Origin of the sequence: Bifidobacterium sp. SKU (assembly GCF_026016405.1) — a bacterium.
Lineage (GTDB): Bacteria > Actinomycetota > Actinomycetes > Actinomycetales > Bifidobacteriaceae > Bifidobacterium > Bifidobacterium bifidum.
The window spans coordinates 1,289,781-1,313,437 of sequence record NZ_CP092890.1 but is presented as its reverse complement, the minus strand read 5'-3'; the positions used below and the strand labels follow the sequence as shown (position 1 = coordinate 1,313,437).

The following is a 23,657-nucleotide window of genomic DNA, read 5'->3' as shown; positions in this document are numbered from 1 at the left end:
GCCGCAACACCTTTTTGACTGTACCAATTGGATGGCGCTGCGGCACGTGCCTGCGTTCAGTATGTGGTCATACGGGGGTATGGAGGGGGTGCCTGGCGTCGGTCAGCCGCGAATGAACTTGTCGATGTTGTCCTGCTTGCCCATGATGACGAGTTCGTCGTTGCGGTGCATGACCAGTTCCTTGGAACCGTACTGGAACTCGCTGCCGGGCGCCTTGATGCCGACGACGGTGACGCCGTAGCGTTCGTTGACCTTCGCGTCCGCGATGGAATAGCCGACCACGTGCGAAGGCGTGTGGATCTTGACGACGGTGTGCGAGCCCTCGATCTCGATGTAATCCAGATAGTTGCCGGACACCAGATGCCCGACGCGCTTGCCTGCATCCGTTTCGGCGTTGATGATGTGACGCGCTCCGATGCGCTGCAGGATGCGCGCGTGCTCCTTCGACACCGATTTCGCCCAGATGTCGCTGATGCCGGCGTCCAGCAGGTTTCCGGCGGTGATCACCGACGCCTCGACGCTGTCTCCGATGGCGACGACGGCGGTGTCGAAATCGGACGCGTTGAGCTGCTCGACGGCGAGCACGTCGGTCATGTCGGCCTGAACGGTGGGAACCTGCGCGGACCACCTGTTGACCAGTTCGGGATCCTTGTCGACGGCGAGCACGTCCTGCCCCATGGAATCCAACGTGGTCGCCACCGAACTGCCGAATCGTCCCAGTCCGACGACCAGAATGCTCCTGTTGTTGCGCGCCATGCCATCATCCTTTCCGCCGCCGTGCGCGGCGATGCGCCGGTGCCGCCGTCATGGACGCCGCCGATTCTCCGGGCGGCGGTGAACAGTACCGCTTCTACGTCATGATATGGCCATCCCTGGCCGTCCGACAAAGGCGGAGTCGGCGTCATCCGTCGGATGCAGACGGTATCGGCGGCGCCCTCAGCCGACCACGATGGGCTCGTTGGGGTATCGTATCGATTCTAAGGCATGGGGCCTGTTGATCGCGTATGCGATCGTCATCGGACCGAGACGACCCACCACCATCGCCGTGGCGAGGATGAACAACGCCGCTGGATTGTCCTCGCGCGCCACGCCGACCGAATAGCCGCCGAGCCCGAACGACGAACAGGCATCGAACAGGGCATCGGTGAGCGAGCAGTCCGAGGCGAGCATCAACGCCAGCGACGCGCTCAGCACTAGGAACAGGCAGGCGGCGGTGATGCTCACCGCGGTCATCGCCACGCGCGTCGGAATCCGGCGCCGGAAGGCGTTGATGTCGGTGTGTCCGGTGAACGCGGCACGGCAGATCAGTAGGATGACCGCGAACGTCGTGACGCGGATGCCGCCGGCCGTGGAGGTGCTGCCGCCGCCGATGAACATGATGACGCTCATGAACACCTTCGTCGGCTCGCTCACCTGCGGCACCCAGCTCAGGTCGAAGCCGGAGCTGCGCGGCATTACCGCCGCGACGACCCCGTAACGCAGCCGCGTCTCCACGTCGGCGCCCTTGAACAGGAACGGGTTGTCCCATTCCACCAGCAGGAACCACGCCAGCGACAGCAGCACCAGCGAGAACGTCGTCACCAAGGTGATCTTGGTGTGCAGGCTCCAACGGCGTGGGGGAGTGCGGTGGCGGGCGCAGCGCATGAGGTTGAGCAGCACGGGAAATCCCAGCGTGCCGCAGAACGCGCTGGCCATGATCGGCATGCCGACCGCCCAGTTGTTGACGTGCAGGCCGGCGCCGTCCGGCGTGAAGCCGGCGTTGTTGTACGACATGACCGCGAAGAACAGCGCCTCCCGGGCGGTATGGCGGACATTGCCCCTGTTGATGCCGTACAGGCCGGGGAACAGGGCGAGGAACGTGACGGACTCGATGATGAACGTGGTGGTGATGACCACGGTGAGCACGCCGCGGATCTCGTTGAGTTTCGTGGTGCCGAGCTCGTTGGCGGTGAGCAGCCTCTGCGTGGCTTTCATGTGATGGTTGGCGGCCAGGGCGATCAGCGATGCGAACGTCATGACGCCCAAGCCGCCCATCTGCACCGACACCAGCAGCACCACCTGGCCGAACGCGGTCCAGTGCGTGGTCGCGTTCACGATGGAGATGCCGCATGTCGACAGTGCGGACACGGCGGTGAAGAACGCGGTGGAGAAGCTGGTCGGCTCCTCTTCGTGTGAGGAGACCGGCAGCAGCAACAGACTGGTGGACAGGGCCACCAGCAGCAGGAAGTAGATGATGGTCAGACGGCCGGGATGCGAGGTGAGATGGTGAATGAAGCTGCGTTTCCTGCGGATGCGCTCCTCGGCGGCGGCCTTCTCGAACGTGTCGCCGGAGAACCACCACGCGTAGCCGTGCGATGCCTCGCGGTTCGCTGAGGACTCGTCAAAAACGAGATTTGACATGGTCCCCGCTCCTTCGTATGCGTCGGCGCGCGTCAAGCGCGGCAACAGACTGGTTGCACTCGCCATTTTAGTATTCTTTGGCGCTGATGCCGCCGTCGTCCGCATCGCGGGCGCGGGCCCGCCCGGCCCCGGATCGGTCTTCATGGACGCGCCGCCGGCGGCGCTTGCGTTTCGTTTTCGGCGGATAAACGGTTCGTGGCGCCTTATGGGATATTGTGGATGACAGTACGTGGTCGTTTCGGATGATGATGAGGTGTGCGATGGTCTGCGCTCGGCATGCAGTGGTGGTGACGCATTCGCGTCTGCGTGAAAGCGGCACGGTGGTGTCTGAGGCGGTCGACCGGCTGCGCAACGTCGGGTTCGAGGTGTCGATCATCGACAACGTCGAGGCGCCGCAGTTCGGCGGCGTGACCCACAAGGTCGACGAGGACACCGAGATCGTCGTGGTGCTTGGCGGCGACGGCACGATACTGCGGGCCGCTGAACTGGTGCATTGCACGCAGGTGCCGATTCTCGGCGTGAACATGGGTCATGTCGGTTTTCTGGCCGAATTCGAGAGTTTCCAGATGAGCGAGGCGATCCGGCGCGTCGCCGACCATGACTATTCGATTGACGAGCGCATGATCGCCCATGTAGATGTGTGGCTGCCGGGTGCGCATGAGCCGCTGCAGGACTGGGCGCTGAACGACATCACCTTGGAGCGCGCCGACCGTGGCAAGATGGTCGAGCTGTCGGTCCGGGTGGACGATGTGGAGATGAGTTCGTTCGGCTGTGACGGCGTCATCGTGTCGACGCCGACCGGATCCACCGCATACGCGTTCTCCGCGGGAGGGCCGATCATGTGGCCGAACGTCAAGGCGCTGCAGCTGGTGCCGCTGGCGGCGCATGCTCTGTTCGCCCGCCCGCTGATCATCGGCGCCGGCTCGACGTTCACTCTGGACATTCTCGACGATTCGTCATCCGAAGGCTGGATCTGTTGCGACGGACGACGGCAGTGCGCCCTGCCGAAGGGGACCCGCGTCGAGGTGCGCGAGTCGAAGAGCACGTTGCGGCTGGCCCGGCTGTCCGGTGTGCCGTTCACGAACCGTCTGGTCACCAAATTCGATCTGCCGGTGGTCGGATGGCGCGAGCACGCGAGGAACGGTGGTTCCTCGGCGCAGCGCACGCGTGCAAGGGGTGCGGCGGACACGGCCGCGGTGCCTTCTTCCGGCGAGCAGGGGGTCGACCATGCTTGAGGAACTGGAAATTCATGACCTCGGCCCGATTCATCGTGCCCTGCTCACGCCGGCCGGGGGAATGACCGCGATCACCGGCGAGACCGGAGCGGGCAAGTCCATGCTGTTGAGCGCCATCCGGCTGATTTCCGGCGGACCGGCCAGCAGCGGGCGCGTGTCCCCGGGCGCTTCGGAGGCATGGGCGCAAGGCGTGTTCGCCGTGGATGACCGCGGCGGCGTGGCGCAGGAGGCCCGCGATGCCGGTGCCGTGCTGGAGGACGGGGAGTTGTACTTGTCGCGCACGGTGCCGGTGTCGGGCCGGTCCCGTGCCGTGCTGAACGGCAAGAGCGCCCCCCGCTCGGTCTTGGAATCACTGGCGTCGCAGTTGGTGACGATTCACGGGCAGGCCGACCAGTTGCGCATCGCCGCCGCATCCAGGCAGCGGGAGTTCCTTGACATGGTCGCCGGCGATGATGATCTGCTGGCGCGGTACCGTCATTCATGGGATGCTCTGCGCGATCTTGATGACCGTCTGGAACGGCTGCGCCATCAGGAGTCGTCCGCCAGACAGCGTGCGGACTATCTGCGCGAATCCATCCAGCGCATCAACCGCGCCGACCCCCAGCCCGGCGAGGACGAGGAGCTCAAAGGCCGTCGCGCCCGCATCGAGAACGCCGCCGATATCGCGCAGGGTGTCAGCCGGGCGCTTGCGGCGCTTGACGCCTCCCAGGTGGATGTCGACGCCGATTCATCGAGCGCGTCTGATCTGCTGAATCAGGCGATCTCCTCATTGCGCGACATCCGTGTCGACGGTGATTTCGGCGAATTGGCTGACCGTCTGGAATCCCTGAACGCGGATCTGTCGGATATCGTGTTCTCGCTGTCGCGTGAGCTTGACGGCGAGGAGAGCGTCGAGGATCTGGATGCCATCAACGCGCGCATCCACGAGCTGGGCGAGCTGACCCGGCGCTGGGGGCCGACGCTGCAGGACGTGATTGCATGGCGCGACAAGGCGACGTTCGAGGTCGAGGATCTGGACGCGTCTCCTGAGAAGGTCGCCCAGCTGCAGGACGAGCGCGAAGCCGCATTCGACCGGGCCCTGCAGGATGCCGGGGCGCTGAGCGAGGCGCGACGGGCCGCGGCGCAGTCGCTGGCCGCCACCGTCACCGACGAGCTGTCGTCGCTGGCCATGGCCGGGGCGCGGCTCGATATCCGCGTCACGGATCGCGGGGAAGAGGCGGTACTCGTATCCGATTCCGCCGGCGAGGCCTCGACATGGCCGCTGGACGCGAACGGCCGCGATGACATCGAATTCCTGTTCACGCCGTTCCCTGGATCCCCGCAGCTGCCGATGGGCAAAAGCGCTTCCGGCGGTGAGCTGAGCCGCCTGATGCTCGCATTGGAGCTCGCCGCCGCGGATCGGCGTTCGAGTGCGGCTCCCGCGGGCGAGGGCGGGCCGATGACGTTCATCTTCGACGAGGTCGACGCCGGTGTCGGCGGCAAGGCCGCAGTGGAGCTGGGGCGGCGTCTCGCCCGTCTCGCGCGGACCTCGCAGGTCATCGTTGTCACGCACCTGGCTCAGGTGGCCTCATGGGCGGACGCGCAGTTCGTCGTGACCAAGGGCGCCTCGGACGGCGGGCAGTCCGCGGTGACGACCACGGTCGCCGAGGTATGCGGCGACGCGCGCGCCCATGAGATCGCCCGGATGCTGTCCGGCAGCGAATCCGAGGCGTCGCTCGACCACGCGCGCGAGCTGTTGGCATCATCGTCGCTGACATAGCCGGGACGGCCAGCGCGCACATACGGACCGGATAACCGGCAATAGCGGAAGGAACATCATGGACGACAACCACGGCAAGGCGGCAATCTTCGATCTTGACGGAACGTTGCTGGATTCCATGGGCGTATGGGATCAGGTCGACATCGATTTCCTCGCCAAACGGGGCATCGAGGTCCCTGCCGACTACATGGGCAAGGTGGCGGCGATGCAGTTCCGGCAGATCGCCGAATACACGATCGCCCGATTTGGCCTGCCTGACACGCCCGAGGCGCTGATGCAGGAGTGGGATGACATGGCGCGCGTCGCCTATTCGACGGTGGTGGAGGCCAAGCCGCATGCGGTCGAATACCTGTCGTATCTCAGGCGGTCGGGTGCGAAGCTGGCCGTCGCCACGTCCCTGCCGCCGGCGTTGCGCGAGCCGGCGATGAAGCACGTCGGCATTTTCGACTATTTCGACCAGATTGTCAGCGTCGACGATGCGAACAATGTCGGCAAGGACCGTCCCGACGTGTTCCTTCTGGCCGCCGGCCGTCTGGGCGTGGTGCCGGAGCAGTGCACGGTGTTCGAGGATCTGCTGGTGGCGATGCGGTCCGCCAAGTCCGTCGGCATGCGGGTATGGGCGATCCATGATGATTCTTCTGACGGGGACTGGCCGGATATCTGCGGTCTCGCCGACGGCGTGCTGTTTGATTTCAGCGAGGCTCCGCGCAGTCTGTGAACCGACGCGCAACTGTTATGCTCTCGACCTTGACAGTTGTCCATAAGTGTTCTACTGTTATATGTAACAGTAGAACAGTAATCCGGCTGTGATACTGGAGACACATGGAAAGGGGCATAGATGAAACTGATCATCTCATCCGTGTCCGGAGAACCCATCTACGAGCAAATCAAGAACCAGATTCGCAGCGCCGTGATGAGCGGCGAGCTTGAGGCAGGGGAGGCCTTGCCCTCGCTGCGCAAACTCGCCAAGGAACTGCGCGTCTCCGTGCTCACCGTCACCAGGGCGTACAACGAACTGGCCGATGAGGGCGTGGTGCAGAACCTCCAGGGCAAAGGCACCTTCGTGATGGACAAGGGCAACGAGCTGATGCGACGTCAGCTCGAAACCCAGGTCCGCGAAAACCTGGCCGAGGCGATACGCGCGGCCAAAGCCGCCGACATCGCGCTGAGTGAACTGGGCCGCATGCTCGAAGACGAGTACCGCAAGCAGTGAGTGCCGGCATTGGCCGGCAACCTGCGAACACCGTGGCGTCGCTGTGATACGCGAGGCCACGGGACGAGAGAGTTTCCCAAAAAAGGACCATAGCCATGACCACCATATCCGAACCCGACACGATGGCCCTTGCGGTCACCGGCGTCACCAAGCACTACGACTCCGGCTTCGCGCTGGACGACGTGACCTTCGACCTGCCCAAGGGCTACATCATGGGGCTGATCGGCCCGAACGGCGCCGGAAAATCCACGCTGATCAAGCTGATCCTCAACATGATCCGACGGGACCACGGCAGCATCCAGGTGCTCGGCCTCGACAACATCATTGACGAGGAGGCCGTCAAGGAACGGCTGGGCGTCGTGTTCGACTCCAGCTACCTGTACGAACAGTGGAAGGTCTCGAAGGTCGAGCGCATCGTCGCCCCGCTCTACCCGGCATGGAACGGGGATCGGTATCGGCGGTACCTGGACGATTTCGGTCTCGGGGGAGCTCAGAACGGCAAGAAGAAGATCAAGGACCTTTCGAGGGGCATGCAGATGAAGCTGATGCTCGCCATCGCGTTGAGCCATGACGCCAAACTGCTCATCCTCGACGAGCCGACCAGCGGACTCGACGTGCTCGCCCGCGACGAACTCATGGACATGCTGCATGCCTACATCGAGGACGGCGAGCATTCGGTGCTGTTCAGCACCCATATCACCGTCGACCTCGAACGTGCGGCCGACTTCATCGCCTACATCACTGGTGGAAGGCTCTACTACACCGGGCCGAAGGACGAATTCGAGGAATCGTTCCGTATAGTCAAGGGCGGGCCGGACGAGTTGGCCCAGCTGCCTGCCGGCGTGGTGCTTGGCTCGCACACATACCAGACCGGTTTCGATGCGCTGGTGCGCTCCGACAGCCTCGGCACCGTCAGCGCAGCCGTCGCCGATATCGTCGTCGAGCCGGCCTCCATCGACGATATCATCCGCCTGACCAACGTCCGTGATTCCGTCGCGTCTTCGCCCGAGGCCGCGTCTGCACTCAAGGAGGTCGGCCATGGGAACGTTGACTGAGACCGTGCCATCCCGTGCCGTACGGGCACGGCGGGGAAATCGTGGGCTGGCGACCGCATTGCATCTGGACCTGGCGTATCTGCTGGGCGACGGCGCCATGCAATCATTCGCCTCGGTGCTGCTCGCACCGGTGTTTTCGATCATGTTCAACGGCGGGGCGTTCGTCGACGGCTTCGGTTTCCGGTTGGGCGTCGTCATGGCGGTGTTCTCGCCCGCCATGATGGTGCTGACCGTGCCGCTCATCGACATGCAGAGCGGGTATCGGCTGCGCGGGTTGGCGCCCGCATCGCGGCGGAACCAGATGGCCTCGCGGTACTTGATGGGACTGGCTCTGGCCGTGTACGGGGCCGTGGTGATTGCATTGATCGATGGGGTGCAGCCGCTTGTCCGCCGTGATTGGTCATTCACGGGCAATCTGTGGGTGGCCGGCGTGGGCGGTCTGGCCATCGTGCTGATTATTGCGGTGATCATGCCCGTTTCCTGTTTGTGGGACAACATCATCGGACTGCAGATCACGGTGGGGGTGTTCTATGTCGTCACGTTGATCGGGACGTTCATCCCGTCAGTCCTCCCCGTATCGATGATCGCCAAGGTGATGGGCGTGGTGGACGCCGTCGTCTCGCATCGTTTCTGGCTGTCCGCGATGCTGGTCGCGGTCTCCGCCGCGGCGTATGCGGTCTCGTATGCGATCGCCGTGCGCGTGTACAAGGCAAAGGAGTGGTGAGATGCGCTGGAGTTCCGTAGTGAGGCAGTGCAGGTTCGATTGCGTGCGAGTGGATTTGTTCGGGTTGTCCAACATGCTGTTCATGTTGCTGTTTCCCGTGCTGTCCTGCGTGGCCGCGCTGGTGCTGACCGTGACCGGCGCACCCGGACAGGTCGCCGTCAGCGTCTACGGCGGCGTATGCGGCATGGCTGCGGTGATGTCGTGGATGTCCGCCTTGAGCGTGAATGTTGCGGAGGAGAGCGGCGGTCATCGGGCCATGAACGGGATGATTCCCATCGCCCGTACGTCGCAGGTGGCCGGACGGTTCCTGTTTCTGCTGGTGACCTGCGCGATGTGGACCGTGGACGTGATGGCATGCAGCGTCTTCTTCGCCTTCGGCGACATGATGGATTCCGGCTGGGCCGGTGCCATGATACCGAGCGCCGTCATCATCGCGTTCTCCCTGATCGTCGGATCGATTCTGATGGCGTTTTCGTACCGGTTCACGTTCCGGGCGATGATGCGGATATTCGTTGTGGTCATAGTCGGGCTGTATGCACTCGTCGCGTTGCTGTCCAGATTGCCGTTTGATTGGCAGGGCTTGCTGCAAGGCGTCGCGGATTTCATGAGCGTATGGTGGCGTGCCGCTCTGATTGCCGTCGTGCTGTGCGTGGGCGTCTACTGCATCTCCGCCGCTCTGGCCATCCGCTTCTACCGCGCCAAAGAGCTGTAAGCCCCTTTATGCCCCTGCCGGCGGGCTGAGCTGTTACAGCGCTTGGGCGGCCTTTTCGACGTAATCCTCCATGCCGTCGATGGGCACGACGTCCTTGAAACGTACATCGGCGGTCTCAAGTCCACGCAGGGCGGCCGGAGCGGTGGTGCCGGTCTCGCGAGACAGCACATCCATGCATTCGAAATCGGTGCCGTCGGCATCCAGGCCCAGTGCCTCGTTGACCACGCGCGGGAACTTGTAGGGGCTCGCAGTCGACAGGATCACGCGCGGGGTCAACGGGTCGCGCGGCATTTGCTGAGCCACGAAGTACGCGCACGCCGTGTGCGGGTCGATCACGTAGCGGTTCTTCTTCCAGCAGTCGGCGATCATCTCACGCACCTGGTTCTCGTCGGCCCAGCCGCAGCCGAACAGCTGGCGGATCTTCGCGAGCAGCGGCTCCGGAACCTCGTACGTGCCCCACTGGCTGAGGTCATTCATCAGCATGGAGATCAGACGGGTGTCGCCCTCGGACATGTAGTACAGCATGCGCTCCAGGTTCGAGGAGATGAGGATATCCATCGACGGGCTGATCGTCTGGAAGAACGGACGCTGACGGTTGTACGTGCCGGTGGTCAGGAAGTCGAACAGCACGTTGTTCTTATCGGAGGCGACCACGAGGTGCTTGACCGGCAGACCGAGCATCTTCGCGTAGTAGCCGGCGAGGATGTCGCCGAAGTTGCCGGTCGGAACGACGAACTCGACCTCGTCGCCCACGTTGATGACTTGGTTCTCCAGCAGCTGCGCGTAAGCGGAGAAGTAGTAGACGACCTGCGGTACGAGACGGCCCACGTTGATGGAGTTCGCGGAGGAGAGCACGACGTGCGAGTCGGCGGCGAGCTTCGCGGCGAGCTCCTTGTCGCCGAAGATGCGCTTGACGGCGGACTGCGCGTCGTCGAAGTTGCCCTCGACCGCGCACACGTTCACGTTCGCGCCGGCCTGCGTGCTCATCTGCAGCTCCTGAACCTGGCTCACCTTGCCCTGCGGGTAGAAGACGGTGATCGCGGTGCCGGGCGCGTCTGCGAATCCGGCCAGCGCGGCCTTGCCGGTGTCGCCGGAGGTGGCGGTCAGGATCATGATCTTCTCGTCGGTGTCGCCGTCCGCCGGCGTCGTGTGCGCCATGAAACGGGGGAGGATCTGCAGCGCAACGTCCTTGAACGCGGAGGTCGGGCCGTTGAACAGTTCGAGGATGTAGTCGTCGCCGAGCGGCTTCAGGGGCGTGATGCGCCTGTCGGACCACTGCTCGCCGTAAGCGTCGGCGATGCACTGCGCGAGCTCGGCCTCGGTGAAGTCCGGCAGCAGCGCACCGAGCACCTCGGCGGCGATCTGCTGATACGGCTTGCCTGTCAGGGAAGCGATGTCCACCTTCGTCTCGCCCAGGGAATCGGTCACGAACAGGCCGCCGTCGTCGGCGATGCCCTTGCGGATGGCCTGCTTGGAGGTAAGTGAGTCGGTGGTGCTGCGCGTGCTGTGGAACGTGGTCACTGGTAATCCTTGCGTTGCTGCTGAATGGGATGAAGTTCGGCTCAAGTCTACCGTCAGGCGTGGGCATGGCGGCGGCGGGTACCGCATACTGGCATGGACCCCGGCGTGCGTCGCGGCCGCAGGACACGTGCCCCCATATTGACATGATGACACGAATGCCCCGCAAAGCTCGCAATCTGCGTTATTCTGGGCTTTATGACGAAAGATGAATTGAACGGCGAGGTGTTCTCCGGCGTCTGCGCGAAAGCCGACGCCGCCGCACGCGCCCAATCTGATCTGGCGCAGGCCGACACCCAGATGAAAAACGCCCTGCTGCACGCGATCGCCGATGCGCTGGACGCCGACGCCTCGACCATCGCCGCCGCCAACGGGCAGGACATGCAGGCCGCAGCCGCTTGCGGCATGGACGCCGGAAAGCTCGACCGTCTCCGGTTCGACGAGCCGCGCATCGCCGCCGGCGCCGAAGGCGTTCGCCACGTGGCCTCGCTGCCCGATCCGGTCGGCGAGATCGAGCGCGGATACACGCTGGAGAACGGGCTGCGGCTCAATCAGGTGCACGTGCCCATCGGCGTTATCGGCATGATCTACGAAGCCCGGCCGAACGTGACCGTGGATGTGGCCAGCCTGTGCCTCAAATCCGGCAACGCCGCCATACTGCGCGGAGGGCACGACGCAGAGCGCACGAACGCGGCGACAATGGCGGTGATCCACGACGCGCTCGCCGCGAACGGATTCGACCCGGCGCTGATCGACACCGTCGACGAATACGGACGCGAGGGCGCCACGGCGATGATGGAGGCACGCGGCCACATCGACGTGCTGATCCCGCGCGGCGGAGCCGGACTCATCCAGGCCGTCGTACGCAATTCCAAAGTGCCGGTCATCGAGACCGGAGCCGGCAACGTCCATATCTATGTCGACCGCAGCGGCGACCTCGACAAGGCGATCCCCATCATCATCAACGCGAAGACGCAGCGCGTCGGCGTATGCAACGCCGCCGAAAAGCTGCTGGTCCACCGCGACGTGGCCGAACGGTTCCTGCCGGCCGCGGCGAAGGCGCTCGCCGACAAGGGTGTCGAGCTGCACGCCGACGAGCGGGCGTTCGCCATCATCGAGGCGGCCGGCATCCCAAGCCTCGCCATGAAGCACGCCACGGACCAGGATTGGGACACCGAATATCTGGCGCTCACCATGGGGGTCAAGGTCGTCGATTCGCTCGACGAGGCCATCGATAGCATCAACATGCATTCCACCGGCCACACCGAGTCGATCATCTCCGAGGACTACTCCGCGATAGAAACGTTCGCCAAGCGCATCGACTCGGCCGTCGTCATGGTCAACGCCTCCACCCGTTTCACCGACGGAGGGGTGTTCGGCTTCGGCGCGGAGCTCGGCATCTCCACGCAGAAGATGCACGCCCGCGGCCCGATGGGACTCAAAGAGATGACCACCACGAAGTGGATCGGCTACGGAACGGGGCAGGTGCGAGCATGAGCGAGGAACGACCGGTGATTTCCACCATCCGGGACGATATCGATCTCAACGATCAGACATTGGGCCTGAAGATTGCCGCGGAACGGCTCAGCATCGTCCGCTACGTGTTCCTGGTGCAGATCGAGGATGGCATCGCCTCGGCCAGCCAGCGGGCATCGCTGGAATACGCCGACGCCGTGCTCATCGGCTGGCCGGAGACCGACTCCCCGGACGTCGTGGAACTGGACGCGGTGAAGCTGAAGACGGTGCGCGAACAGATGGGCATGATGGAGCAGTACATCCGCCGCTTCAGCGCCATGGAACGCAAGGGCGACGTCGACGGCATGACCGACACGCTGATCCGTATCACCGAGCGCGTCGCCGAAGTGCGCAGGCTGTACCAGCCCGGCTTCCCCCTGCCCACGTTCGCCGAGATCCGCCGCGTCGTGCAGGACGAATGGGACGAGGACATGGGCAAGATCGACCCGCAGGAGGCCAACACCACCGCGGACCAGGGCGAGCGCGAGACGGACGAGGCGGACAGCCAGCCGGAGGTCTCGGAGGCATGACGACGCGAAGGCCGCCGCAGGAGGCAAGCCCATTGGCCGCAGAAGCCGACCCCTCGCCCGAAATCCAATATCTCGTCGAGCCGGAGCGCCGCATGTCGGACCTGTCATCCGAAAAACCGGACGGAGCCAAGCGGTTCTCCACGCGCGGCAACTGGCACATGCGCCCGCGCGTCGGCATCATGGGCGGAACCTTCGACCCGATCCACAACGGCCACCTGGTCGCCGCCTCGGAGGTGGCCTGGGTGTATGACCTCGACGAGGTGATTTTCGTGCCGACCGGCCGGCCGGTCTTCAAGCTCGACAAGCAGGTCACCAACGCCGAGGACCGTTATCTGATGACGGTGATCGCCACCGCGTCGAACCCGAAATTCACCGTGTCCCGCGTCGACATCGACCGGCCGGGCGTCACCTACACCATCGATACGCTGCGCGACCTGCGCTTGCAGCATCCCGACGCCGAGCTGTTCTTCATCACTGGCGCCGACGCGGTGGCGGAGATCATGGAGTGGAAGGACGCCGACCAGATGTGGGATCTGGCGCATTTCGTAGCGGTCACACGGCCCGGCTACTCGTCGCCACAGGGGGTGCGGCTGCCCGACGGCAAGGTGGACACGCTGGAGATCCCGGCGCTGGCCATATCCTCCACCGATGTGCGCCGGCGCGCGACGCACGGCGAGCCGGTATGGTACCTCGTCCCTGACGGCGTCGTGCAGTACATCGGCAAGCACGGCCTGTACCGCAGGCGTTCCGGCTGACCGGGACACGCCGGCGAGTCGTGCCGGGAACGCTAACGGAACATGAACCGGGGCTGGCCTGCATGTGACATGCGGTCGGTGTGCACGGTTACTATGACATTGTCCACTTCAGCGAAACACAAACGTTTGGAGACATGGTGAGTGCAATCCTCGAAGGAAAGCCCGATAAAAACCTCATCCTCGTGACCGGCCGTACGCATCCGAAGCTTGCCTCGGACGTCGCCGAACAGCTTGGCATCGACATACTGGAGACCACCGCATACGATTTCGCCAACGGCGAGATGTACGTGCGCTACACCGAATCGGTGCGCGGCGCGGACGTGTTCGTGCTGCAGACCCACGCGGATCTGGTCAACAAGTCGATAATGGAACAGCTCATCATGATCGATGCGTTGAAGCGTGCCTCCGCGCGTTCCATCACCGCGGTATGCCCGCTGCTGGGCTACTCCCGTCAGGACAAGAAGCATCGCGGACGCGAGCCCATCTCCTGCCGTCTGATCTTCGACCTGCTCAAGACCGCCGGTGCCGACCGCATTATGAGCGTCGACCTGCACGCCGCGCAGTCCCAGGGCTTCTTCGACGGCCCGGTCGACCACCTGATCGCTATGCCGGTGCTGGTGGACTACATCCGCGATCGGTTCTCCAACGAGCTGGGCAACGTCGCGGTCGTCTCCCCGGATGCCGGCCGCATCCGCGTGGCCGAGCAGTGGGCGCAACGCCTCGGCGGCGGCCCGCTCGCCTTCGTGCACAAGACGCGTGACATCACGCGCCCGAACAAGGCGGTCGCCAACCGTGTGGTCGGCGATGTCAAGGGCAAGGACTGCGTGCTCGTCGACGACCTGATCGACACCGCCGGCACCATCGCCGGAGCCTGCCACGTGCTGCGTGACGCGGGCGCCAAGTCCGTGACCGTGGTCGCTACGCACGGCGTGCTGTCCGGTCCGGCCGTGGACCGTCTCAAGAACTGCGGCGCCAGCGAGATCGTGCTCACCGACACGGTGCCGATTCCCGAAGAGAAGCGCTGGGACGGCCTGACCGTGCTGTCGATCGCGCCTCTGCTCGCCAGCGCCATCCGCGCGGTGTTCGAGGACGGTTCCGTCGCGGAGCTCTTCGACACGTACCCCGAGCACCACGGGCAGGGCTTCCTGTTCGCATGAGCTTCGATTTGACGAAGTCGCGAGGTATGGCATAATAAAAACTTGGCGGGTTCACCGCCATTCCCCCATGGTGTAATGGCAGCACACGGGTCTTTGGAACCCTTTGTCTTGGTTCGAGTCCAGGTGGGGGAACTTTCGCGCCCGGTTCCGCGGCAATCCGCGGCCGGGCAGCAATCCTGCAGTCGGCAGAGAACTGGAGTCGCACCGAAATGGCACTATCCGCCGCAATCATCCTCGCCGCAGGTGAGGGAACACGCATGCGTTCGTCCAAGCCGAAGGTCCTGCACGAATTCGCGGGCAAGACCTTCCTCCAGCGCGTCATGGCATCAGTCGGACATCTGGAGCCCGAGACGCTGGCCGTCGTCGTGCACTATCAGGCCGACCGCGTCTCCGAGGCGGCACGGTCCTACGACGCGAACGTCGACATCGTCAACCAGGACGACATCCCCGGCACCGGCCGCGCGGTCCAGTGCGCGATGGCGCAGCTGACCCAGGAACGCAACCTGCATGGCTCGGTGCTGATCGCCGCGTCCGACATGCCACTGCTCGACTCCGTCACGTTGAAGAAGCTCGTGGCGTTCCACGAGCAGAGCGGCGACGGCGCCACCGTGCTGACCACGATCCTCGATAACCCGACCGGATACGGCCGCATCATCCGCGACCGTGACGGCCACGTGCTGCGCATCGTCGAGCAGAAGGACGCCAACCGGAGCGAACTCGCGGTGCAGGAGGTGAACACGTCCGTGTACGTGTTCGACGCCGATCTGCTTGCCGAGGCCATCGCGAACCTCGACAACCACAACGCGCAGGGCGAGTTCTATCTCACCGACGCGCTGGAGACCGCGAAGACGCGCGGCACGGTCGGGGCGTTCGCCGCGCCCGACCCGCTGAGCGTCGAAGGCGTGAACGACCGCCTGCAGCTCGCTGCGCTGTCGAAGGCGCACAACCGTCGCGTATGCGAGCACTGGATGCTCAACGGCGTGACGATCCTTGACCCCGACACCACGTGGATCGAAGACGATGTCGAACTCGCGCAGGACGTGACCGTACTGCCCGGATCGTTCCTCAAAGGCCACACCGTGATCGGTCAGAACGCGGTCGTGGGCCCATACACAACGTTGATCGACGCGACCGTGGACGCCGAGGCCGTCGTCGAACGCTCCCGCGTGCAGGGCTCGCATATCGGGCGTGCCGCGAACATCGGCCCGTGGACCTACATGCGGCCGGGCAACGAGCTGGGCGAGGAGACCAAGGCCGGCGCGTTCGTCGAGATGAAGAAGGCACACATCGGCAACGGCACCAAGGTGCCGCATCTGAGTTATGTGGGCGACGCCGAACTCGGCGAGCACACCAACATCGGCGGTGGCACGATCACCGCCAACTATGACGGCGTGCACAAGAACCACACGCATATCGGCTCGAACGTGCACGTCGGCGCCGGCAACCTGTTCGTCGCGCCGGTTGAGGTCGGCGACGGCGTCACCACCGGTGCCGGTTCGGTCATCCGCCACGCCGTGCCGGACGATTCGATGGTCTATTCCGAAAACACACAACACATCGTCGAGGGCTGGAAGCCCGCTTGGGAGCGTTGATCCAATGACAGCAGTCCAGAGTTCCATTGATTCCGTGCGCGTCGCCGCAGTCGCGGCCGACCGCATGAAAGCCGCCGACATCGAGGCGTTCGATGTCAGCGACCTGCTCGCCATCACCGACATCATGATGGTCGCCACCGCCATGAACGAGCGCCAGGTGATCGGCGTCGCGGAAGAGGTCGAGAAGGACGTGTACCTCAAGTGCGGGCATCTGTCCCCGCGCTCGCGCGAAGGCGTCGACGAAGGACAGTGGGTGCTGCTGGACTACGGCGATTTCATTATCCACATCATGCATCAGGACGCGCGAGAGTACTATCGCCTCGAACGGCTGTGGCGTGACTGCCCCGTCGTCGAGCTGCCTCTCGAACACCCCGAGACGACGGGCGACGAATCCGCCGACAACGGCAGTGACGGTGACGATGCCGGCGAAGCTGATGAGTGATGTCTCCTCGCCGCAGGCGATGCCGGAGCACGTCCGCTCCATCACGCTGATACGGCATGGGCGCACCTCATACAACGCCCGGCATTGCTTCCAGGGGCAGATTGACATCCCCTTGGATGAGATCGGCGAATGGCAGGTCAGGCAAACCGCGCAGGCACTGCGCTCCCTATACGTCGAATCGCACCCGGAACGCCGGCAGCTCGTCGTGGCATCCGACCTCAGTCGTGCCATGGCCACGGCGCACGCCTTCGCCGACCCGCTCGGACTGGTCGTGCACCCCGACGCCCGCGTGCGGGAGCGCAACTTCGGCGAATGGGAAGGCAAGGAGCTGGCCGAACTGGAGCGCGAATGCCCTGAGGACTACCGTGCATGGGCGGAATATCGCGGTGGCGAACTGCGGCATGGTGCCGAGACGAAGGCCGCCGTCGGCGAGCGAGGCCGCGCGGCATTGGAGGAATGGTCGTTCAGCGCCGGAGCCGACACAGATCTGTACGTGTTCTCGCATGGCTCATGGATCGCGCAGACCGTGCAGACCGTGCTGGGATTGGGGGCTATCCACCCCGATTTCGCCGACGTGGTCAGCATGGGCAACGCGCACTGGGTGCGGTTCGTCGCAGCCGACATGCCCGACGGCACGTTGCGATGGCGGCTCGTCGACTACAATCATGGTCCGGCGCTCGCCGACACCGACCAGTGGGAGCATCCGTCCCTATAGCAGGCTCCTGATGCTGCGTTCTCCCCGTCCGTCCCTCTATCCGCCGTTCCCTGTACGCTGGCAGAGGACACATCGCGTCCCGAATGACGGGCTACGATGGGAGCATACCGTCATCGACAGCAGGAGGAGACCGATCATGGCCAAGAACATCGCAGACGGCGACATCATCTGGACGCAGCGCAAGCGCAACTGGTGCCGCACCCCGTTCACGTTCACCACGTACACTCTGACGGCCGACGAGCTGGCCACGCAGAGCGGTCTGCTGCATCAGAGCTTCGACACCGTCAAGCTGTTCCGCATCGTCGACATCACGATCTCGCGCACGCTGCTGCAGCGCATCTTCGGCTTGAGCACGATTCTCATCGACGCGATGGACCAGTCCACCGGCGGCAAGATCGTGCTGAAGAACATCATCGACGGTTTCGCCGTGCGCAAGGAACTGCAGCACGCGGTGGATGCCGCCCGCAATGTCAACCGCGTCAGCACCCGCGAGTTCATGGGCACCGGCGATGGCTACTACGGCGGCCCGGACGGACCCGACCTCGACGGGGACGGATACCCGGATTTCCCGGCCAGATGATCGCTGCGGCACACCCGGTCACGGGAAACGGGAACGGGTGTGCCGGATGAGGAGAATGCGATGAGCGGCTATGGCATGAGCGTCAACGACACGACCATCTGGTGGCAGGTGTATCCGCTGGGATTCACCGGCGCCCCGATACGCCCGTCCAACGAGGGCGAGCGGGCGTTGACGCCACGACTCGACGCCATCATCCCGTGGCTTGACTATCTCATCGACATGGGCGCGAACGGCCTACTGCTGGGGCCGGTGTTCGCGTCCGAGACCCACGGGTACGACACGGTCGACTACTATCGCATCGATTCTCGGCTCGGCGATGACGCCGCATTCGACAGGCTGATCGATGCATGCCGTAGCCGGGGCATCCGCGTGATGCTCGACGGCGTGTTCAACCATGTTGGGCGCTCGTTCCCGGCGTTTAGGGACGCGCTCGCCGGCCACGGCCACGAGTCGATGTTCCACATCACGCGAAATGCGGGCGGGGGAGTGGACTATCGCCGGTTCGAGGGGCACCCCGAACTGCCGGAACTCAATCATGACTCGGAAGAGGTCGTGCGGCTCGTCACCGATGTGATGCTGCATTGGCTGCGGCGTGGAGCCTCCGCATGGCGGCTGGACGCCGCCTACGCCGTGTCGCCGGCGTTCTGGACGCGTGTTCTGCCCGCCGTGCGGCGCGAATTCCCCGACGTGTGGATCATGGGCGAGGTGATTCATGGCGATTACCCCGCGATTGTCCGGCAATCCGGCATGGATTCACTCACCCAGTACGAGCTGTGGAAGGCGATTTGGAGTTCGCTCGAATCCGCGAACTTCTATGAACTGGATTGGAGCCTCAAACGGCACAATGAGTTTCTGGAGTCGTTCGCGCCGCAGACGTTCGTCGGCAACCATGACGTGACACGCATTGCCAGTCGTGTAGGAGATGCCGGAGCCTCCCTTGCGATGACCGTGCTGTTCACCGTCGGCGGCGTGCCGAGCATCTATTACGGCGACGAGCAGGCGTTTCGCGGCGTCAAGGAGGACCGCATGGGCGGCGATGACGCGGTGCGGCCGGCGTTCCCCGCATCGCCGGATGATTTGCCTGGCACGGGGGAGTGGATGTATCGCCTGATCCAAGGGCTGATCGGCATCCGCCGGCGCAATCCGTGGCTCACCCACGCCATGACGACGCCGGTGACGGTCGACAACAGGCGGTACGCCTATGATGCGGTCGGCCATGGCGGAGAGCGTTTGCATGTCGAGCTGTCGCTCGACCCGGCACCTCATGCGGTCGTCAGCGGCTCGGACGGCACGGTGCTCATGCGCGTGCAGCACGGCGACTGACGGTCATCCGCCGATTCCTCGGTGAATGGATGCCTATCTCGCTTTCAAGGGGTTGATTCGGTGACGCTGAAACATCTATCTGCGTTTCAAGGGGTTGCCGGCCAAGTATCCAAGCTCCAGGAACCGCATGACTTCAATGGCAATCCGGCCGAAATACTCCGGATATCGCAATCTGGCAACCCCCTGAAACGCAGATAGATGTTCCTTGAGTGTGGAATCAACCCCTCGAAAGCGAGAAAGCGGAGCGTTTTCTTTTGGTTGCCTGCCGGAGAGCGTGCGTAGACGAAAAAACCGGTCGAAATCGACCGGTTTCAATCTGTGGAGCTAAGGGGATTCGAACCCCTGACCCTCTCCATGCCATGGAGATGCGCTACCAGCTGCGCCATAGCCCCAAATTCAATTATCGGCTGCTTTTTGAGCCGATTGATAATTTACCTCAAGTCGGTATGAAAACCAAACTGGGCGTGTCGTACAGCCTCCGTCACCCGCGTCATCCGTCTCACCCGCCCAAAGTCCCATCTGAGGATGGCTAAATGGGACTTTCGTCGGATAAGGGGCGACATAGGGGTGTGGGGAACGTGGCCGGTGGGCCGCTTATCCGGCGAAAGTCCCATATGTGGCTGTCTGGTGGGACTTCCGCGGGATAAGCGGCCGGATACGAGTGGGCTGCTTGATGTCACGCCTGGTTGCCGGACTTGCCGGTGCCGGTGGAGCCGCCACCGGAGGAAGAACCCGATCCGGATCCCGACGACGATCCGCTCGACGAGGAGCCGGAGTCGGAACCGGAACCATTGGAACCGGAGTTGGAGCTTGATCCGTCGGAGCCGGAGTAGCCCGATCCGTCGCCGGTTCCGTTGCTGCCTGAGCCCGATCCGGAGGAGTCGGAGCCTGAGGAGTTTCCGTTGCCGGTTCCGGTGGAGTCGGAGCCGTTGCTCCCGTTCGAGCCATTTGATCCGTTGGAGCTGGAAGACCCGTTCGACGAGGAGGAGTCAGAACCGTTGCCCTGAGTGGAATCGGTCGATCCATTGCCACTGTTGGTCGAGCTGTTGCTGTCGCCGGTCGAGTCCTTGCCGGTCGAATCGGTGCCGTCCTTCGTTGTCGAATCCTTGGTGTCGCTGTTGCCGTCGGTCGTGTCGTCCTGCGGTGCCTGCTGCTTGGGTTCGGTCGGGGTGTTCGACTGGCGCACCCAGTCGCGGACCACAGTATCGGTTCCCTGACCTTGGGTGATGGCGAGGATGACGCCGGCGGTCGCGCCTACCGCCACCAGGGCGCTGACGACGGCGACGATGATGGCGGTGCGCTTGTTGCGCTTCGCCCGATCGGCCTCTGACCTGAAGGTAGCGGACCTGGAGGCCGTGAATCTGGCTGCGGCAGGCCGGGCGGACGTGCGCATGCCGCTTGGCGTGGCGGCGCGGGCCGAGGACGGTGGCGCCGGCACGGGGGGCATCCCGCTCGCAATCGTCGCATTGGCGTCCACCGGGGCGTTGCCGATCAGTTGCGTCTCATCGCCGTGCGACAGCCGCCGTGCGGCGTCCGAGGCGACGGTCCGCGGACCGTGACCGAGCTCGTGTGATGCGGGGGCCGGCAGCGCCACCGGATTGGCGATGATCGCTGTATGGTCCTGCGCATTGGCGTCGGTGGAAGCGGTTGTATCCGTATCAGCCGTCGTCTCCGTAGCGCCGTCGTCCCCGTCGCCCGTCGTCCCCGCGACATCCTGCAGTTTCCGGCCGGATTCGTGTAGTACGTTCTGATAGATCTGTGACGAGACCGCCGACACAATCGAACCGATCGCCACGCCGATCACCGAACCGGCGATGCCGATTTTCGCCGATAACAGGAACGAGGTGACCGCCGCCAACGCGCCTGCCGCGATAGACGACAGCGAAATTCCCTTGAAAAAGTTCTTCATGTTGAACGACGCTAGCGGTTCCTTCTCGAACTTGACTTATCTTGCGGCGAAAAATGCTGAAAAATCACACGGTTATAGCTGAATCTGCACAATCGTGCGACTGATTCGGGAGAACGGCCATGCCGGCCCGGTCGAATCAGCGGACGACGATATCAGTATGGCCGGAGCCGACCTCGAAATGATACCGTGCGATGCCCAGGCAGATATCGGCCTGAACGCCCTCCAAAGGCTGCGCGAGAACCGTCTTGCCGTCCTCCAGCAGGGTGAAGCGCACCGGCTGCTTACCCAATGCGCTCGGAGCCAGCGCCACCGCGCGAAGCCCCGACAGGAACCAATCCGGAGCGCCGGAGAGGTCGCCGTTCTCCACGGCCCCGAGCTCTTCCAAAGGCTTGCTGCGATGTGCCCGGCCCGGTCTGTTGCCATACCCCAAGGCCAGGGCGGCGGGCATGCGCTCGCCCTCGCCTAGCCGCCAGCGTCCGTCATGGTCGTGCGTCTCGTGCAACACCACCCAACTTGAGTCCATCCCCAGCTGCGTCGCCGTCAGGGCAAGGCGCTCGCCGTAATAGCCGACCTTGCGGTCCAGCTGTGCCGGGTCCTCGTCGTCGGAGCCGATCAGGGCGATGCAATAGCGGACGTTCTTGAAGCGACCATAATGGGTCGGGCATCCCCCGAACGCATCCGTGTCGTCCTGCACCAGCTGGACGTCGAGCCCGCCGTCGGCGTTCGCCGCGTCCACGGCCTCATTCAGCGCGCGAAGCGTATCGTCATCGATGGGCCGGTCGCTGAAATCGCGGACCGCGTGGCGCCGCTCCATTGCCTCGACGATGTTCATACATATTCTCCTTATACAGGCTTGCGCTGCCGCTCGACGCCGTCCATAATGAAGACGATGACGGGCCGCGATGAGGACGGTGGCTTCAACCCAACATATTCCATCCAATATCCTAGCCACGGCGCGGGCCTGCGTGCATCGTGTCGTCCGTCGTTTGCCCGGATTCCCGGGCCGGGGGCCGCGCGCGGCCATCCGCCCGCGACGCCGGGCGCGGGATATGCGGGACGCGCGACTATGGAGGGCGGAACGATTATGATTCGGCGATATCGTGTTTCGAACGGGAATGCCGCGGGCGGAAGCGGCGGAAACGGCCGCGAGGAAGGCCGAGAGGACGGTCGCGATGATGGCCGCAAGGCCAGTCGCGTGGTTGGCCGCTCGGTGGCCGCCGCGATGGTGGCGCTCCTGATCGTGTCCGCCGTTTTGGCGGGTTCATGGCTATGGTCGCGCCGCGACGGCATCATCAGCGGGGTGAAGGCGTTCGGCGTGAAGGCCTCGTCCATGTACTCGCACGCGCGAGAGCCCGACACGACGGTGATGCCGCCCGACGTGTCGCGGCGCAGGTATCCCATGTTGACCAGCCCGGTGGATTTCAACGGCAACGGTGTGGACGACTATACGGACATCATGCGCGGGGCCCGCAAGGATGCGCTGGCGCACCCGGCATACGACGACGGCTACTACCAGGGCGGATACCCGCCCGCCGACCGCGGCGCCTGCGTCGATGTGGTGTGGCGCGCCTTCCGGAACGCGGGATACGACCTCAAGGCCATGGTCGATGCGGACATCGCCGCGGACCGCGCGTCCTATGCGTCGGTGGCCGCCAAACCCGACCCCAACATCGACTTTCGCCGTACCGGGGTGCTCGACGTGTTCTTCGGCAAATACGGGATCACCCTCACCAACGATGTCAACGATCATGCGCAATGGCAGCAGGGCGACATCGTCGTGTTCGACCGTGTCAAGCATATCGGCGTGATCTCCGACAAGCGTGACGCTGACGGGTTCTCCTACGTGCTGCACAATATGAATCAGCGGCGGCGTGAGAACGATTATCTTGCGTTCTCGCGCCGCATGGGCGTCACCGGCCACTACCGCTGGGACGCGTCTCGCGTGCCGAAATCCGTGTTGCGCGCGTGGAAGGGCTGAGATGCCGCGCGGCGCGGGTGAGATTATTCACAGTCGGCTGATTTCGCTATGAGGCCACAGGAGTTTGAAGTAGGCTGATATGTGGAATAACTAGTGTGACCATCACCAAACGAAAGGATCGTGCACTATGGCAACGCTCACCGCCGACATGAAGACGTTCATCGAAAACAACCTCGCGTGGATCACCACCGTCGACAAGGACGGCAACCTCGATCTCGGCCCGAAGATGTCGATGTTCGTGCTCGACGACAACCACCTCGCCTACCACGAGCGCACCGCCGGCCAGCACTACCGCAACCTGCAGGACGGCAGCCCGCTGGTCGTCGCCGTCGCCAACCTGGCCGAGAAGAAGGGCTACCGCTTCCGCGGCACCGTGACCCTGCACACCGACGACGACATCTATGACGCCCAGGTCAAGGTCGCCGAGGAGAAGGGCACCAAGAAGCCCGCCGCCATCCCGGTGCTTGAGATCACCGAGATCCAGGACCTGTCCTCCGGCGCCACCGCAGGCAAGACCATCGACAAGGACTGACCGTCGACAGGTG

At 64.1% G+C, this 23,657-nt stretch carries 23 protein-coding genes and 2 tRNA genes; 19 read left to right on the top strand and 6 right to left on the bottom strand.

Annotation, left to right across the window (positions count from 1 at the left end):
- Positions 1-102 precede the first annotated feature (102 nt).
- Together MMB49_RS05635 and MMB49_RS05630 are read right to left on the bottom strand one after the other, a co-directional pair.
- On the bottom strand, positions 103-756 hold the full coding sequence (locus MMB49_RS05635; protein WP_003818088.1) for a potassium channel family protein: 654 nt from the start codon (positions 754-756) through the stop codon (positions 103-105).
- 180 nt (positions 757-936) lie between these two features.
- Positions 937-2,400, bottom strand: coding sequence for a TrkH family potassium uptake protein (locus MMB49_RS05630; RefSeq protein WP_047272328.1), 1,464 nt, complete (start codon positions 2,398-2,400; stop codon positions 937-939).
- A gap of 248 nt (positions 2,401-2,648) precedes the next feature.
- Between MMB49_RS05630 and MMB49_RS05625 the strand changes: the two genes are divergently transcribed.
- The 7 genes from MMB49_RS05625 (at position 2,649) to MMB49_RS05595 (ending at position 9,098) form a co-directional block, all read left to right on the top strand.
- Positions 2,649-3,635, top strand: coding sequence for an NAD kinase (locus MMB49_RS05625; protein WP_003813479.1), 987 nt, complete (start codon positions 2,649-2,651; stop codon positions 3,633-3,635).
- Positions 3,628-5,394 carry a DNA repair protein RecN gene (gene recN, locus MMB49_RS05620; RefSeq protein WP_021648511.1) on the top strand — a complete coding sequence of 589 codons (1,767 nt, stop codon included), beginning with the start codon at positions 3,628-3,630 and terminating at the stop codon, positions 5,392-5,394. The genes MMB49_RS05625 and recN overlap by 8 nt, the downstream gene beginning before the upstream one ends.
- A 58-nt stretch (positions 5,395-5,452) precedes the next feature.
- On the top strand, positions 5,453-6,112 hold the full coding sequence (locus MMB49_RS05615; protein ID WP_013363566.1) for an HAD family hydrolase: 660 nt from the start codon (positions 5,453-5,455) through the stop codon (positions 6,110-6,112).
- Between the two features lie 120 nt (positions 6,113-6,232).
- On the top strand, positions 6,233-6,607 hold the full coding sequence (locus tag MMB49_RS05610) for a GntR family transcriptional regulator (RefSeq protein ID WP_003813473.1): 375 nt from the start codon (positions 6,233-6,235) through the stop codon (positions 6,605-6,607).
- 95 nt (positions 6,608-6,702) lie between these two features.
- Complete coding sequence (locus MMB49_RS05605) at positions 6,703-7,662, top strand: ABC transporter ATP-binding protein (RefSeq protein ID WP_047272325.1); 960 nt, start codon at positions 6,703-6,705, stop codon at positions 7,660-7,662.
- A complete protein-coding gene (locus MMB49_RS05600) occupies positions 7,646-8,386 on the top strand; it encodes an ABC-2 transporter permease (RefSeq protein ID WP_047272323.1) in 741 nt (246 codons plus the stop codon). The genes MMB49_RS05605 and MMB49_RS05600 overlap by 17 nt, the downstream gene beginning before the upstream one ends.
- 1 nt (position 8,387) lies before the next feature.
- A complete protein-coding gene (locus MMB49_RS05595) occupies positions 8,388-9,098 on the top strand; it encodes an ABC-2 transporter permease (RefSeq protein WP_022174071.1) in 711 nt (236 codons plus the stop codon).
- A gap of 33 nt (positions 9,099-9,131) precedes the next feature.
- Here the strand turns inward: MMB49_RS05595 and thrC are convergent, their stop codons facing one another.
- The gene (thrC, locus tag MMB49_RS05590) at positions 9,132-10,619 is read right to left on the bottom strand and encodes a threonine synthase (RefSeq protein ID WP_003821592.1); all 1,488 of its coding nucleotides are present in this window, start codon (positions 10,617-10,619) and stop codon (positions 9,132-9,134) included.
- Between the two features lie 195 nt (positions 10,620-10,814).
- On the opposite strand from thrC, the gene MMB49_RS05585 reads away from it, so the two are divergent.
- The 10 genes from MMB49_RS05585 (at position 10,815) to MMB49_RS05540 (ending at position 19,225) form a co-directional block, all read left to right on the top strand.
- Entirely contained in the window at positions 10,815-12,113 is a 1,299-nt protein-coding gene (locus MMB49_RS05585; protein WP_047272320.1) for a glutamate-5-semialdehyde dehydrogenase, read from the top strand.
- The gene (locus tag MMB49_RS05580; protein WP_047272318.1) at positions 12,110-12,661 is read left to right on the top strand and encodes a hypothetical protein; all 552 of its coding nucleotides are present in this window, start codon (positions 12,110-12,112) and stop codon (positions 12,659-12,661) included. The genes MMB49_RS05585 and MMB49_RS05580 overlap by 4 nt, the downstream gene beginning before the upstream one ends.
- A gap of 92 nt (positions 12,662-12,753) precedes the next feature.
- On the top strand, positions 12,754-13,416 hold the full coding sequence (gene nadD, locus MMB49_RS05575) for a nicotinate-nucleotide adenylyltransferase (RefSeq protein WP_225840986.1): 663 nt from the start codon (positions 12,754-12,756) through the stop codon (positions 13,414-13,416).
- A gap of 134 nt (positions 13,417-13,550) precedes the next feature.
- Positions 13,551-14,573 carry a ribose-phosphate diphosphokinase gene (locus tag MMB49_RS05570; RefSeq protein ID WP_013390004.1) on the top strand — a complete coding sequence of 341 codons (1,023 nt, stop codon included), beginning with the start codon at positions 13,551-13,553 and terminating at the stop codon, positions 14,571-14,573.
- A 61-nt stretch (positions 14,574-14,634) separates the two neighbouring features.
- Positions 14,635-14,705, top strand: a tRNA-Gln gene (locus MMB49_RS05565).
- 77 nt (positions 14,706-14,782) lie between these two features.
- On the top strand, positions 14,783-16,165 hold the full coding sequence (glmU, locus tag MMB49_RS05560) for a bifunctional UDP-N-acetylglucosamine diphosphorylase/glucosamine-1-phosphate N-acetyltransferase GlmU (protein WP_047272314.1): 1,383 nt from the start codon (positions 14,783-14,785) through the stop codon (positions 16,163-16,165).
- A 4-nt stretch (positions 16,166-16,169) separates the two neighbouring features.
- Positions 16,170-16,607 (top strand): ribosome silencing factor, encoded by a 438-nt coding sequence (gene rsfS, locus MMB49_RS05555; RefSeq protein ID WP_047272312.1) that lies wholly within the window; start codon positions 16,170-16,172, stop codon positions 16,605-16,607.
- A 19-nt stretch (positions 16,608-16,626) separates the two neighbouring features.
- Entirely contained in the window at positions 16,627-17,322 is a 696-nt protein-coding gene (locus tag MMB49_RS05550) for a histidine phosphatase family protein (RefSeq protein ID WP_003821339.1), read from the top strand.
- Between the two features lie 136 nt (positions 17,323-17,458).
- Positions 17,459-17,902, top strand: coding sequence for a PH domain-containing protein (locus tag MMB49_RS05545; protein ID WP_003813451.1), 444 nt, complete (start codon positions 17,459-17,461; stop codon positions 17,900-17,902).
- 60 nt (positions 17,903-17,962) lie between these two features.
- A complete protein-coding gene (locus MMB49_RS05540; RefSeq protein ID WP_003818123.1) occupies positions 17,963-19,225 on the top strand; it encodes an alpha-amylase family protein in 1,263 nt (420 codons plus the stop codon).
- Between the two features lie 319 nt (positions 19,226-19,544).
- Here MMB49_RS05540 and MMB49_RS05535 read toward each other — a convergent pair.
- From MMB49_RS05535 to MMB49_RS05525, 3 genes are all read right to left on the bottom strand, one after another.
- A tRNA-Ala gene (locus tag MMB49_RS05535) sits at positions 19,545-19,617 on the bottom strand.
- A 284-nt stretch (positions 19,618-19,901) separates the two neighbouring features.
- Positions 19,902-21,134 (bottom strand): hypothetical protein, encoded by a 1,233-nt coding sequence (locus tag MMB49_RS05530; RefSeq protein WP_047272310.1) that lies wholly within the window; start codon positions 21,132-21,134, stop codon positions 19,902-19,904.
- A 136-nt stretch (positions 21,135-21,270) separates the two neighbouring features.
- Positions 21,271-21,966 (bottom strand): nitroreductase family protein, encoded by a 696-nt coding sequence (locus MMB49_RS05525; protein WP_047272308.1) that lies wholly within the window; start codon positions 21,964-21,966, stop codon positions 21,271-21,273.
- Between the two features lie 252 nt (positions 21,967-22,218).
- Here MMB49_RS05525 and MMB49_RS05520 point away from each other — a divergent pair, with 252 nt between their 5' ends.
- Positions 22,219-23,112: a DUF1287 domain-containing protein gene (locus tag MMB49_RS05520; protein ID WP_047272306.1), complete on the top strand. Its 894-nt coding sequence runs from the start codon at positions 22,219-22,221 to the stop codon at positions 23,110-23,112.
- A 127-nt stretch (positions 23,113-23,239) separates the two neighbouring features.
- Positions 23,240-23,644 carry a pyridoxamine 5'-phosphate oxidase family protein gene (locus tag MMB49_RS05515; RefSeq protein ID WP_003813438.1) on the top strand — a complete coding sequence of 135 codons (405 nt, stop codon included), beginning with the start codon at positions 23,240-23,242 and terminating at the stop codon, positions 23,642-23,644.
- The last annotated feature ends 13 nt before the right edge of the window (positions 23,645-23,657 follow it).